The sequence below is a fragment of the Bacillus thuringiensis genome, from assembly GCF_001182785.1.
In the GTDB taxonomy this organism is placed as follows: Bacteria; Bacillota; Bacilli; order Bacillales; family Bacillaceae_G; genus Bacillus_A; species Bacillus_A thuringiensis_S.
Genome location: NZ_CP012099.1, coordinates 843,680 through 856,625 on the forward strand (window position 1 = coordinate 843,680; position 12,946 = coordinate 856,625).

Consider the following 12,946-nt stretch of genomic DNA (forward strand, 5'->3'; position numbering starts at 1 on the left):
ATCATTGACAGTACAATCAATTATCTTATAAAATGAGTGACAGTCATTCAATATGCGTGTGAAAGGGTTTAGATGATGAATAAAAAAGAGAAAATTGTCTATGCAGCTATTGAAGTGTTTCAGGAAAAGGGCGTCGAAAAAACGAAGATTTCTGATATCGTGAAATTAGCTGGCATTGCGCAAGGAACTTTCTATTTATATTTTCCTTCTAAGCTATCTGTTATGCCTGCAATAGCAGAAGTGATGGTTGAAAAGATGATACTTGCAGTGAAAGAGAAAGTACAAAAAGATGTACCTTTTTCAAATAAAGTGGCACAAGTAATCGATGCAGTGTTTCACTTTATAGAGGAATACCGTGAAATACAAGCTTTAATGTATGCGGGTCTTGCATCTACAGAACATATAAAAGAGTGGGAAGCTGTGTATGAGCCTCTTTATATGTGGTTAAGTGAATTTTTAAGTGGGGCGAAAGAAGCTGGTGAAATTCGTGATTCGGTTCACGCAGAACGAACAGCGAAGTTATTTATCGCTCTTGTTGAATCAGCAGCGGAACAAGTTTATTTATATGATCATAAAGATGATGAGCAAGTTGAGCTACAAAAGGCAGAAGTACTAGATTTTTTAACACATGCACTACATATAAAGAAGTAGTAAGATGAACCTGTCTGAAAAGGTAGGTTCATTTTTGAGGAAAACTGAATGATAGTCATTCACCTAATGCTTATGTATGTGTGGAAGGATAGAGTGAAATTCTAATGAGTGGAGGCATCTTCACTCATTACTAGCCCGCAAAGAGCAGGATAAAGAAAAAGCTTCTTGGGCATTATTTTTTGAGAGGAACTTACGGGAAGAGGTGTTAAAAAGTGAAGAAACCGATAAAAGAGCAAAAGATGGTATTGGTCATTCTTTTGAGTAATATATTTATCGCTTTTCTAGGGATTGGATTAATCATTCCGGTTATGCCGTCCTTTATGAATGATATGGGTTTAACAGGGAAGACGATGGGATATCTCGTTGCAGTATTTGCAATGGCACAGCTCATTACTTCACCTATTACAGGCCGATGGGTTGATCTTTACGGTAGGAAGAAAATGATAATCATTGGATTATTTATTTTTGGTGTTTCAGAGCTTCTTTTTGGATTGGGAAAAGATGTATGGATGCTTTATGTAGCAAGGGTGTTAGGCGGAATTAGTGCTGCGTTTATTATGCCTGGTGTTACGGCATATGTTGCGGATATTACATCTATTCAGGAACGTCCAAAGGCGATGGGATACTTATCTGCAGCTATTAGTACTGGATTCATTATAGGGCCTGGAATCGGCGGATTTATTGCAGAATACGGTATACGTGTGCCGTTTTTTGTTGCAGCAGCAATTGCCTTTATAGCATGTGTGATTTCGATCTTTATTTTAAAAGAACCGTTAACGAAAGAAGAACTTGCAGAGATTTCTTCTAATACGAAGGAATCAAGTTTTATTGGTGATTTAAAGAAATCATTACATCCAATGTATGCAATTGCATTTATTATCGTATTTGTACTCGCATTCGGATTATCAGCGTATGAAACAGTGTTTAGCTTGTTCTCTGATCATAAATTTGGCTTCTCGCCGAAAGATATTGCAGCAATTATTACAATTAGTTCAATCTTTGGGGTAGTTGTGCAAGTATTTATGTTTGGCAAATTAGTAGACATGTTCGGTGAGAAAGTATTAATCCAAATATGTTTAATTGTAGGGGCAGTATTAGCATTCGTCTCAACTGTAGTCTTTAATTATTGGATTGTACTTCTCGTTACTTGCTTCATTTTCTTAGCATTTGATTTACTTCGTCCAGCTTTAACGACGTTTTTATCAAAAGCAGCTGGAAAAGAGCAAGGATTCGTTGCTGGAATGAACTCGACTTATACGAGTTTAGGAAATATCGCAGGACCAGCGATGGGCGGAATATTATTTGATATGAATATTCATTATCCATATGCATTTTCAGGAGTTGTTTTAATAGTTGGTCTCGCTATTACATTTATGTGGAGAGAGAAACAGTTGGCTGAAAGTTTTGCGAAGTAATAAAACCCCTTACGACGGTAAGGGGTTTTTGTTTTATAAACTTAATCCAAACCGTTTTAATTCAATAAAAATCCCCTCTAATTGCTTTCCTTTATCCGTTAATGTGTACTCTACACGAGGCGGAACTTCTGGATATACTTTTCTCGTTATAATGCCTTGCGATTCTAATTCTTTTAGTCGAAGCGATAATGTTTTTGGACTAATACCATTCATTGATTTTTGTAAATCACTAAAGCGTAATGTTCCTTCGATAAGAAGATCACGAATGATTAAAAACGTCCATTTTGTACTAATTACATCAAGGGTTTTAGCGATAGGACAAGGTATGCCAGGTAAACCTTTCGTTAATTCAACTGGATCTATATTGTTCATGGAACTAGCCTCCATAAAATTTTTTTGGATGAATTTGCTTTATAGTATCACAAAACTATACTTTTAGTAACTATATGAAAAAAATATCACTACTTCCATAAAGGAAGTTAGTGCATATACAATAGCAATACGAAACAAAAAGGATTTATATAAGGAGGTGGTGATTTCTATGGGGATGAAAAAGTTATTTGGATTTCTTAGTTTGTTTGTTATTTGTATTGTGCTTGTAGCTTGCGGTGTGGAAGAGAAAACTGAAGTCCAGTTATTAAAAGAAATGCCAAAGCCAAAAGTAATGACAATTGATCCCTCAATAAGTAAAAAAGAAGCGACAGAAATGGTTCATGCGGCGCAGCGTTTTTATGCATTTTGGGATACAGGTAAGGAGGAAATTATTCCGCAGACTGTTACTGAAAATTTTTTCGATAATACATTGCCGAAAGGGCGACCACAAGGCATTGAAGGATTAAAGTTTGCAGCGCAAAATTTTCGTAAAGTTGTGCCTGATATACATTGCGAGATTGAAGACTTATTGGTTGTTGGTGATAAAGTAACAGCCCGTCTTTCTTTTACAGGAACGCATAATGGTAAGGAAATTAATTTTTTTGCAATTGATATTTTACATGTGAAAGACGGAAAGATAACGGAAGATTGGCATTTAGAAGATAATCTTACACTACAGCAGCAACTTGGCTTAATAGCTGAAGAGTAGATCATATAGGGGAGAGAAAAGTAATGAAAAATATATTTATTATAAATGGACATGAAAAATACGGTACAAAGGAAGGACGATTAAATAAAACGTTAGTGGATCATATGGTAACGGTATTAAGCGAGAACCATCAAGTGAAAACAACAACAATTCAAGATGGATACAATATAAAAGAAGAACAAGATAAATTTTTATGGGCTGATGTTGTGATTTATCAAACACCGATTTATTGGTTTAGTGTTCCAGGATTATTTAAAACGTATATGGATGAAGTGTATGAATACGGTTTGTTCTTTAAAGGTGCAGATGAATATGGAACAGGTGGTTTATTAAAAGAGAAAGAGTATATGTTCTCTACAACTTGGAATGCACCTGAAAAAGCATTTGGAGATAAGACGAAGTTCTTTGAAGGAGAAAGTTTAGAATCAGCGCTTAGTCATTTACACCGCGTGCAAAAGTTTCTCGGTATGAGTCCGTTAAAGAGTTTTGCTTGTTATGATGTGGTGAAGAATCCGGATATTGAGAAGTTTTTAGTGGACGTGAAGAATCATTTGGAAGAAGTCATTCAATAATAGTCTATATCCCTGCACGTTTGTGTAGGGATATTTGTCATCTGAACTTGTAGGTTGATAAGATGACAAATTTGTAAGACTGTTGTAAGGAAAAAAAATTGTAGAGAAAGTTACAATGAATCATACTTAAAGTAAGATTTTTTGAGGAGGTGGAATTCGTATAAATGGTTATAAAAATAAAAGGAGAGGATATATAATAAGAAAAAACAGACCGAACCGTCTGGTCCAGAAAGATACTTAAGTATACTTTTAAAAGAAAATTAATTTTACAGCAATCATCAGGAGGAGAACATGAATAAAACAATACCTTCAAATAATAGGATAGTATCACTGGATATTATTCGTGGGTTTGCATTGCTCGGTATTTTATTTATTAACATACCAGCATTTACAATAGTGACAGAAGGGAATTATAGCGCTCCACAGTATAGCACTCTAGACATGGCTGTTAATACTTTGATTTCCATTTTTGTTACAAAAAAATTCTTTTCTATTTTTTCATTTTTATTTGGGATAGGTTTTTATATATTCGCATCACGTGTTGAAGCGAGAGGGGACAATCCTAGACGAAGATTTTCACGTCGTCTATTTTCTCTATTTCTTATTGGGATTATACATGCTTTCATTTTCTGGGGAACAATTTTGCCTTTTTATGCACTAATTGGTTTTTTACTTCTCCCATTTTATAATGCATCGATTTCAACGATTGGTAAGTGGGTGTCGGGTATTTCATTAATTTACTTATTATCAATTGTTATAGAATTATTGATTCCAGAACAACAGCAAATTGTAGCAATTGCAAAAACGTTAACATCCGATTCTACGCTAATTTTCATTATGTTTTTAGCTGGTTTTGGAGTAGCAAAAGCGGATTGGATTCGAAATATAAGCGGAATGAAAAAACAAATTCAAAAAGCTCAGCTGGTGACATTGCCTTTCTTTATTGGGGGAGGAATTTGGATTTGGGTGGCATCTTACTCGAATCATAAACAGCTACCTCTTATTATTGCATTAAGTAGTATTCCAGCAGTCATTTTCTACTTGTGCACAATGTTTTCGTTATTAGAAAGTAAGAGAATTGCTACAGCACTTACTCCTGTAGGATATGTAGGAAGAATGGCACTTACGAATTATGTAGCGCAAAGCTTTATTGGATTAGCCATCATGTCATTTATGAATATTGAGATGGCTTCACCGACACAAACGGTTTGGATAGCGTTCCTTATATTTGGTATTCAAATTCTTTATACGTTCATTTGGTTTAAATTCTTTAAAATGGGACCGTTAGAAAAAGTGTGGCGTTATATGACATACGGAAAGAAAAAGTAAATCAGAGTCAGAACTAAGTATGCTCGCTTAATACTTTTACGCAAATATAAATAACAAATGTTTTGGAGGAAGAAACTTGAACGGAAATAAATTAGTAGCTGCTTTTTCGTATTGGAGTATTTTATTTGCTCCTATTCTATTCCCAATTATCGTATGGATTTTCGGGGGAGCTGAAACAAAGAAACATGCGCAAAAAGCTTTGTGGACACATATTGTTCCTACAATTGTTGCGTTTATAGCGATAACGGTATTAGCAATTATAAGTATGGGTTTAAAAGAGCCTGACGGTCCATTTTATATTGCTGGGATAATTGTAGTAAGTATTTGTATTCTTGTTGATATATACTACTTTATTTGGAACATTATTAAAGGTATTAAAGTAATTAAATCGTAAACACAATAGTTTTATAGTGAAAAAGAGGAAGCTTATGTAAGCATCCTCTTTTTTTGAAATTGTTTACTGAGTTGATGGTTGTACCCATAACTTCGCAAAATTTGCCCAACCGAATGAATCAATTGTTACGTTTTTTAAAGAAGAAGGGTATGTTTTTCTTTTTAAAACGTGATAGTTAAATAAAATGATGTGTTCTACTTGTAAAAACTCTTCAATCTCATACATGAGTTCATAACGCTTTTCTTTATTTTCTTCTAGTAAAAATGTATCTAGTAAACAGTTAATTTGTTTTTCGTAGTGTGGGTCCATGAACCGATTTACGAAGCAACTTTTATTTTTAAATACATTTAAGAAGGCAAGTTCATGATTGGCAGCAAACACTTCTCCCATGAAAATAATATCGGCATGTTGATCGATAGAACGGTTCATATAATCTGAAACGGGAAATGGGTGAAGCTCTACTTGTATACCTAAACTTTCACATCGTTCTTTTAAGAAATATGCATCATTTGCACTATCTTTAAATGCGAAGAAGTAAATATGTATCGTTTCTCCATTATATGTACTCTTTTTTAAATACTCTTTCGCTTTTTCTAAAGAGTAAGATCTTTTAGAAGCTTGGCGACTTCTTTCAGGGAAGAAGCTTGATGCAGCAATTGTTCGTCTACCCTCTATGTTACGAAGTATCATTTCAACATCATATAGTTCTCTCCAAGCTTTTCGAAAGTAAATGTCGTGATGAGGATCAGATTTTGTAAAGTTGAAGCTAGCATAAATACAACCTATTTCTTCTATTTGTATATCATGCCTTTCATTTTCCTCTTGGTTTGGTAGTTCATAATCAGCATCTATTTGCACATGGTCAGGAATACCCCAAAATTCAATACGGTCTAATAATGCGCGCTCTTTAAAATAATGGGTGAACGCTTCGAGTACGATATTATCTTCAGAGTAATGAGCAAGTTTGAAAGGTCCAGTACCTATATAATGATGATTTTGAATACTCGTATCACGCGGTAAAATGGCGAGCTGCATTGAACTTACATAGTGTAAGAAAAATAAATTTGGTTTCGCTAAATGGAATCGAATTTGCAGTGGTGATGGCGTTTCAATTTGAACAATTTCTTCTGTTAACCATTCAAAAGGAGATTGAACTTGCTTTAGTCTTTCAAATGAAAATTGTACATCTTTAGAAGTTAAAATTGTTTCGTTATGAAAATATATATCTTTTCGTAAATAAAAGGTCCACGTAAGTCCATCTTCACTTAATTCCCACGTATGCGCAATGTGAGGCTCCATTTTTTCAGTAACATCGTTATAGACGACTAACGTATCAAAAATTTGACTCGTAAGATGGCTCTCTGTAGTTACAGCCACAAAAGCCGGATCTAATGGGAAAATCTTTCTCGATATAGGAATCTTTAATACGTCGTACATATCATTTGAAGGTTCGTATCCAAAATGATGATGTAGTTTATTTTCTATCTTTTTTTGAAGTGCAAGGGGTAGGGGTTCTTTTAAAAGAAGAAAAACATCCTTTAATTTTTCTTGCGCTAACAGTTCATCTGTATGGGATTCAATTGCTTCTACGAAGTTATGTACAAATAGAATTTCCGTTTTATTTCCGCGGCCTCGACCTGGAGTCCAGCGAATTAATTGTTCCACGCTCATTTTCTTTAATAAAATCTTTACGTTTTTCGTACTGCAATATAAAACATCCGCTAATTCTTGTAAGCTATTTCGCATATGTTGTTGATCTTGTGCATGTAGTCTTAGTCTAATGTAATATTCCATAATTTTCATATATACACTTCCTTCTATCATAAAAGGGGAAACTCTTTAGAATATTCTAACCTTTTTCTTCCTTTTTTTCAAAGTAAAATAAGTAAGCATAAGGAGGGGGAAACAATGGGATTTTGGAGTATGCATCGAAATATAAAAATTAGAATTATAACTTCGTTTTTAACACGTACTGTGTCCACGATGATTTTTCCATTTATGGCGATTTATTTTTCAATAAAGTTAGGTAGTGCGATTGCTGGTGCGTTACTACTTATTAATGTCATAGCTTCATTAGTAATTGGTTTATACGGTGGATATGTTGGAGACCGGCTTGGGCGTAAAAAGGTTATGATTATCGGTCAAAGTATACAAGTCATTTCCATTGCTTGTATGGGAGTTGCGAATTCGGATTACGTTGACTCACCATGGCTAACATTTGTGTTTATGTTAGTGAATAGTTTAGGGTCTGGACTTATGAATCCTGCGACAGAGGCGATGTTAATTGATGTGAGTACACCTGAAAATCGAAAAGTGATGTACAGCATTAATTACTGGGCTATTAATTTATCGATTGCGATTGGAGCGATATTTGGTGGATTACTATTTGAAAACTATAGACTACAATTGTTTATCGTATTAACGCTTGTTGCCATTATGACTTTATATGTGATGGCTGTATATATGGAAGAGGTGTATGTAGCGAGAAAAACAGTAGAGAAGAAAAATGTATTAAAAGATATGGCAGATAGTTATAAAGTCGTAATGAAAGATAGAGCGTTTTTAATTTTTTGTGCAGCGAGTATATGTACATTATCGTTAGAGTTTCAAATTAATAATTATTTAGGGGTACGTTTGCAGAAGGAATTTGAAACAGTACAATTTTTCTTCGGTAATGGTGTTACGTTTGATTTAACGGGTATTCGAATGCTGAGCTGGATTTCAGCGGAGAATACAATTTTAGTTGTGTTATGTTCAGCACTTCTTATAAAAATGCTGAAAAGCTTCAACGATTTGAAAATCTTATATGTAGGTTTATTCATTTATACAATTGGATTTACAATACTCGGAACGAGCAATAGTTTATGGATTTTATTAATTGCAGGGCTTTTCCAAACAGTAGGCGAGATGATGTATGTGCCAGTGCGTCAATCTATTATGGCAGATATGGTGCCAAATGAGGCGAGAGGTTCTTATATGGCGATTAACGGGATGGTCTTTCAAGTTGCAAAAATGAACGGGGCATTAGGTGTTATGCTAGGTTCATTTATTGCATCTTGGGGCATGAGTGCTCTGTACTTTATCGTTGGTATGAGCAGTATTTTACTATTTATGAAGGCAATAGGGAAAGAGAAGTATGAGGATGAGAGAAATGTTTCTCAAATTGGATGAAACTATATAAAAGCGAACCAGTTATACTGGGACTCGCTTTTTATATAATTTTTAGAACGGATCAACTTCAGCCAAATCAGGGTTAGCATTCGGATTTGTTAATAAGGTTTTCAGCTCACCTACTTCTGAGAGAGCAACGAGGATATAACCACTAATAAGTACGATGAGTCCAATGACTCGTAATGTTTGCAGTGTAATGTCACGGCTATTATTTTCGGAGTTGTCTTGGGGCGGAGAAGGTGAATTATTGTTCATAGTTAGGCTCCCATCTTTTTTGTTTATATGTGCGAAATCATTATTTAACTTATGGATAGGAATTATATAGTCATTTTCACTATATGAAAAATGACTATGAAAAGTGATTAGAAATTTTGGGACGAGAAAAGAGTGTGTTACACAAAATCATTGAAAAAGAGGTTTTATTTGTTTTTTATACAAATAAAAAGGTTAACCAAAATAGCCATTTAGCTATTTTGGTTAACCTATAATATCTATCCTAATATACGCAACGATTCTTCAATAAACGCCGGTATATCTTCTGGTTGTCTACTTGTGACTAATTGATTTTGGCATACGACAACCTCTTTGTCATGAAAGTTCCCGCCAGCGTTTTTTAAATCGACTTCAATAGATTTATATCCAGTTACATCACGTCCTTCAAGTGTTTGTGCAGTGATGAGTAGCTGAGGTCCGTGACAAATAGCGAAAACGGGTTTGTCCGCATCCATAAATGCTTTACTAAAGCGTACAAAACGCTCATCTGCACGGAGTATATCAGGGGAAAATCCACCTGGTATGAAGAGGGCATCAAAGTTCTCTGGAGAAACATCATCAATACTTTTATCAATTACGACTTCACTTTTTCCTTGCTTACCGTGTACTGTTTTCCCTTTTTCCATTTCAATGGTTGTTAATTCATATTCCTTTTGATTAAAAGCTGCTACCGGCTCTGTGTATTCTGTGTCCTCGAAATAATCCGTTATTAAAATAGCAATTTTTTTACTCATTGCATTCAGCTCCTTACATTATATTGTCGGTTCCAGAATCATCCTTGAGCAATGCCTTTTATAAAGTGAAACTTGAATTCATATTTTTTCATTCCCTCCACTTTCTTTGCCCTGTTAATTTAATAAATACCCTTTTTATTAGGACGTAAACATGTATTATCGTTTTTGTATGTAAAAATCATAAAATATCGGTTGTTTCAGTGATTCTTGTTTGAGGAAGCAAAATAAAAAAGCCAAGGAGATAATTTATTTGCTCCTTGGCTTTTAAGATATTTCTTTTCGTTAAAACGAAGAAACACGTTGCTTCGTTTTTGGTACAATAATAAATTTGATCCAGAGTAACCCGACAATCATAATGATAAGGCTATGTAAAAATTGACCTGTAGCAATGAGTATAACACTCGAAAATACAATGAGTTGAATGCTTAGCAATATAAAGATTAAGCTAAGAAATTGCTTCATCCTTTCTTCAGTATGGATTGGATATAATGCTACAATAATATTTCCTGAAAAATATTTCCACAGTGAACGGAGCTGCATAGAAATCATATATAGAACGATGTAAGCGATAGCGCCTTTTACGTATATATTTGGTATGAAATATAAGGCGAAAGCACCGATCAATCCTAAGCGAATATATATACCGAAATAATCATTCCCACGTAAAAATGCTAATGTATGTAAATAGAAGAAAATTGCTCTTTTTTTATGTAATAAAGGTTCGATCCAATTTGTAAGCCATTTTCTTTTATTTACTTGTTTGTTCAGTTGCGGAACATCAGTGAAGATGCTAGCGAATTGATAAAAACGAACGTTCATTTTTTCTTCTTGCTCGATTATGTAATCCCACGGTATTCGTTTTGTAGGCTGTTTTTTCGTGTATACAAGCAGGAAAGCAAGTAGTAAGAGTAATCCACCCAATATGAGAACATTTGCGGAATAAAACAGCATGTAAATGATTAAGGCGTTACCAGTAATACGGATGATCAGCCATATGTTTTTGTCGTGACTATCACGCCACATCCAATGTATGTACATGTTCCAAGCTTTCGTAATCATTAACACGATAAAGATTGTACACAAAAAAGGTACAGTTAATTGCAATGATTGCAGTGCAAGTGGTACGAGAATAAGGAACGTAAATAATAATGGAAAAAGCTGAATGATGTAATTGTATAGAAGAGATTTTTTGAAATAGGATGTTAGTTTCTCTTCTACTGCAAGCAAATAGACAGCATCAGGTTTTTGAATAAATGTACGGATAGGGCATCTAGTTATAATGAACGTAAGTACAATCGTTATAATTATTAAAGATATTCCTTTAGAAGGAGATGCTTTTAGAAACTGAGCATAATAATATGCACCAATGCATGAAATAAAGATAAAGCTATATAGTAAACCGTTAATCATACGTGCAAAGTATGTAATGATATTTTGAATATGTTGTTGGAAGCGACTGCTCCATAGCGATTCGATTGACATGTTTTTCACCTCTTTGTTCTATTATATATGTTTTACAAAAGAAAAAACGAGCAAATTGCGTTATGCAACTTGCTCGTTTTTCTTTTCGTTATTTTTTTTCTGATCACGATTCATTAATGGATAGAAGGCAAATCCGATTACGAATAAACCAATTCCGAGAAGGAACGTTTTTATATCGGATGCCCCCGTTTTAATAACCCATAGTGCGTAGCAAAGTGCGATCACTGCGACTATGCCATCTGTAATTCTTGCCCGCATTTCATTTTTATATGTTTCACCAGTTGCGACTAGTTTTAACTGGAAGATTGGTGAAACGAGATATGGAATGAGGTAGGCCAGTGTTGATACGGTAATAACGAATGTATAAGCTTCCGCAATGGTTCCTGATAATGTTGAGAATAGGAACACTTGCGACATAATGTTTGTTAATCGTAATGAGTAAATTGGACTTCCTTTTTTATTTGTTTTTGTGAAGAAGGAAGGGAAGAAACCTTCTTTTGCTGCTTGATATGGTACTTCTGAGCTTAATAAAATCCAGCCTAAGATAGAACCGAACAGGGAAGTAAGAGCAAGTAATGCCATCAGTTTCCCGCCGCCATGACCCATTGCAGCGTTTAATGCATCTGCTAATGGACGTTCAGAAGCTTGTAATTTATCAACGTGAAGTACACCCATTGTTAAAATTGTAATTCCTAAGTAAATCGCAACTGTAATAAGTAATCCCGCAACTGTTGCACGTTTTACCGTTTTTGGAGAAACAGCACGGTTTGATAAAAGAACGGCTGATTCAATTCCGATAAACGCCCAAAGCGTTGTAAGAGCAGCTAAATTTACTTGTGAAAGAAGACCATGTGATACACCTGATTTATCAATCATCGGCGTGTACCATTGTCCAAACTTAGAAGCTTCGAATGCAAATAACGTAACGACGATGAATAAAAGGAATCCAGTTACTTTCGTTGTTGTTGCTAAGAAGTTTAGTTTTCCAGCGCCGCTTACACCATTTGTTAATATAATATGAGTTCCCCAAAGTAAGATGGAACAAATCGTAAATGTAATTAGTTTTCCGACTTCTATGTTAAAAGAACCGATTGAAAATAGTAGTCGCGTATCTTTCATAATTGGGAAGAAGAGTGATAAATATCCCGCAAATGATGTAATGATGGCAACGTTACTTGCCCAGTTTGCAACCCAATATCCCCATACCATACTGAATCCAGCCATTTTTTTCTTTTTTGGTGTTGAGAATAAAGCATATGCATGACTTTGTGGTCCTGTCGTTAAATCAGGACGACGAATTGCTAAATTACCGAAAACAAGAGCTAGCATTAAAACACCAAACCCTGTTGTTAACCAAGCTAAAGTGACACCGAGTGGGCTTGCTGTTTGTGCCAACGTACTTGGCACCATGAAAATACCAGCGCCAACCATGTTACCGACAACGAAAGCTGTTAGTACCCAAAAGCCCCATTTTTTTTGTTGCATAGAAAATACCTCCAAAGTTAGTATAACCAAGTCAAGCGAGGAGATATGTATGTCTTCTTAGTAGAGAAGAGAAGTCCCAAACAAAACAAAAAAAGCACGTAATCTGCCGCTACATGCTTTCTATCTTATAAGAAACCCACGACATACCTCTCGATAGCTCTCCACAAACGAAACGTTTGTGACAGTTCTGCACTTATTAAATGCAGACCCAGCAAGCGTGCATGGTGGACACGACTTACTTCGGCAACCATTCCTTTCTCATTCCTTCATCAATGCCACTACATCTCCTGAAATGATACTCTTAATGACTGCAACCTCTACCTCACCGAGATACGAATGAGGATTTAAATATTAAATTA

The 12,946-nt window shown here is 35.0% G+C and carries 13 protein-coding genes and 1 riboswitch; of the genes, 7 read left to right on the forward strand and 6 right to left on the reverse strand.

Annotated elements, in window-relative coordinates:
• Positions 1-72: 72 nt before the first annotated feature.
• Entirely contained in the window at positions 73-651 is a 579-nt protein-coding gene (locus tag AC241_RS04415) for a TetR/AcrR family transcriptional regulator (RefSeq protein WP_002162922.1), read from the forward strand.
• Between the two features lie 212 nt (positions 652-863).
• Complete coding sequence (locus AC241_RS04420) at positions 864-2,066, forward strand: MFS transporter (RefSeq protein WP_048655892.1); 1,203 nt, start codon at positions 864-866, stop codon at positions 2,064-2,066.
• Positions 2,067-2,099: 33 nt separating this feature from the next.
• On the opposite strand, the gene AC241_RS04425 is transcribed toward AC241_RS04420, so the two are convergent.
• Positions 2,100-2,438, reverse strand: a complete 339-nt coding sequence (locus AC241_RS04425) for a winged helix-turn-helix transcriptional regulator (protein ID WP_001059472.1) — start codon at positions 2,436-2,438, stop codon at positions 2,100-2,102.
• 169 nt (positions 2,439-2,607) lie between these two features.
• Between AC241_RS04425 and AC241_RS04430 the strand changes: the two genes are divergently transcribed.
• From AC241_RS04430 to AC241_RS04445, 4 genes are all read left to right on the forward strand, one after another.
• The gene (locus tag AC241_RS04430; RefSeq protein ID WP_050842644.1) at positions 2,608-3,147 is read left to right on the forward strand and encodes an ester cyclase; all 540 of its coding nucleotides are present in this window, start codon (positions 2,608-2,610) and stop codon (positions 3,145-3,147) included.
• A 23-nt stretch (positions 3,148-3,170) separates the two neighbouring features.
• Positions 3,171-3,719: an NAD(P)H-dependent oxidoreductase gene (locus AC241_RS04435; protein ID WP_050842646.1), complete on the forward strand. Its 549-nt coding sequence runs from the start codon at positions 3,171-3,173 to the stop codon at positions 3,717-3,719.
• Positions 3,720-4,010: 291 nt separating this feature from the next.
• Positions 4,011-5,048, forward strand: coding sequence for a DUF418 domain-containing protein (locus AC241_RS04440; RefSeq protein ID WP_050842649.1), 1,038 nt, complete (start codon positions 4,011-4,013; stop codon positions 5,046-5,048).
• Positions 5,049-5,124: 76 nt separating this feature from the next.
• On the forward strand, positions 5,125-5,442 hold the full coding sequence (locus AC241_RS04445; protein WP_050842650.1) for a magnetosome magnetite crystal formation protein family: 318 nt from the start codon (positions 5,125-5,127) through the stop codon (positions 5,440-5,442).
• A gap of 63 nt (positions 5,443-5,505) precedes the next feature.
• Here the strand turns inward: AC241_RS04445 and AC241_RS04450 are convergent, their stop codons facing one another.
• The gene (locus tag AC241_RS04450) at positions 5,506-7,266 is read right to left on the reverse strand and encodes an SgrR family transcriptional regulator (protein ID WP_155417046.1); all 1,761 of its coding nucleotides are present in this window, start codon (positions 7,264-7,266) and stop codon (positions 5,506-5,508) included.
• A gap of 84 nt (positions 7,267-7,350) precedes the next feature.
• Here AC241_RS04450 and AC241_RS04455 point away from each other — a divergent pair, with 84 nt between their 5' ends.
• Positions 7,351-8,613: an MDR family MFS transporter gene (locus tag AC241_RS04455; protein WP_043936796.1), complete on the forward strand. Its 1,263-nt coding sequence runs from the start codon at positions 7,351-7,353 to the stop codon at positions 8,611-8,613.
• A gap of 51 nt (positions 8,614-8,664) precedes the next feature.
• Here AC241_RS04455 and AC241_RS04460 read toward each other — a convergent pair whose 3' ends face one another.
• From AC241_RS04460 to AC241_RS04475, 4 genes are all read right to left on the reverse strand, one after another.
• Positions 8,665-8,868, reverse strand: a complete 204-nt coding sequence (locus AC241_RS04460) for a hypothetical protein (protein ID WP_050842652.1) — start codon at positions 8,866-8,868, stop codon at positions 8,665-8,667.
• 236 nt (positions 8,869-9,104) lie between these two features.
• On the reverse strand, positions 9,105-9,620 hold the full coding sequence (locus AC241_RS04465; RefSeq protein ID WP_043936798.1) for a type 1 glutamine amidotransferase domain-containing protein: 516 nt from the start codon (positions 9,618-9,620) through the stop codon (positions 9,105-9,107).
• Positions 9,621-9,902: 282 nt separating this feature from the next.
• On the reverse strand, positions 9,903-11,102 hold the full coding sequence (locus AC241_RS04470; RefSeq protein WP_050842654.1) for an ABC transporter permease: 1,200 nt from the start codon (positions 11,100-11,102) through the stop codon (positions 9,903-9,905).
• Positions 11,103-11,162: 60 nt separating this feature from the next.
• Positions 11,163-12,587, reverse strand: a complete 1,425-nt coding sequence (locus AC241_RS04475) for an amino acid permease (protein ID WP_016082719.1) — start codon at positions 12,585-12,587, stop codon at positions 11,163-11,165.
• A 146-nt stretch (positions 12,588-12,733) separates the two neighbouring features.
• A riboswitch (Lysine riboswitch) is annotated at positions 12,734-12,915 on the reverse strand.
• Positions 12,916-12,946 lie beyond the last annotated feature (31 nt).

Bases quoted from the DNA above. Each gene is read 5' to 3' on its own strand.
- AC241_RS04425 (WP_001059472.1), bottom strand. From the start codon at position 2,438: ATGAACAATATAGATCCAGTTGAATTAACGAAAGGTTTACCTGGCATA.
- AC241_RS04460 (WP_050842652.1), bottom strand. From the start codon at position 8,868: ATGAACAATAATTCACCTTCTCCGCCCCAAGACAACTCCGAAAATAAT.
- AC241_RS04450 (WP_155417046.1), bottom strand. From the start codon at position 7,266: ATGATAGAAGGAAGTGTATATATGAAAATTATGGAATATTACATTAGA.
- AC241_RS04430 (WP_050842644.1), top strand. From the start codon at position 2,608: ATGGGGATGAAAAAGTTATTTGGATTTCTTAGTTTGTTTGTTATTTGT.
- AC241_RS04465 (WP_043936798.1), bottom strand. From the start codon at position 9,620: ATGAGTAAAAAAATTGCTATTTTAATAACGGATTATTTCGAGGACACA.
- AC241_RS04440 (WP_050842649.1), top strand. From the start codon at position 4,011: ATGAATAAAACAATACCTTCAAATAATAGGATAGTATCACTGGATATT.
- AC241_RS04435 (WP_050842646.1), top strand. From the start codon at position 3,171: ATGAAAAATATATTTATTATAAATGGACATGAAAAATACGGTACAAAG.
- AC241_RS04455 (WP_043936796.1), top strand. From the start codon at position 7,351: ATGGGATTTTGGAGTATGCATCGAAATATAAAAATTAGAATTATAACT.
- AC241_RS04470 (WP_050842654.1), bottom strand. From the start codon at position 11,102: ATGTCAATCGAATCGCTATGGAGCAGTCGCTTCCAACAACATATTCAA.
- AC241_RS04475 (WP_016082719.1), bottom strand. From the start codon at position 12,587: ATGCAACAAAAAAAATGGGGCTTTTGGGTACTAACAGCTTTCGTTGTC.
- AC241_RS04415 (WP_002162922.1), top strand. From the start codon at position 73: ATGATGAATAAAAAAGAGAAAATTGTCTATGCAGCTATTGAAGTGTTT.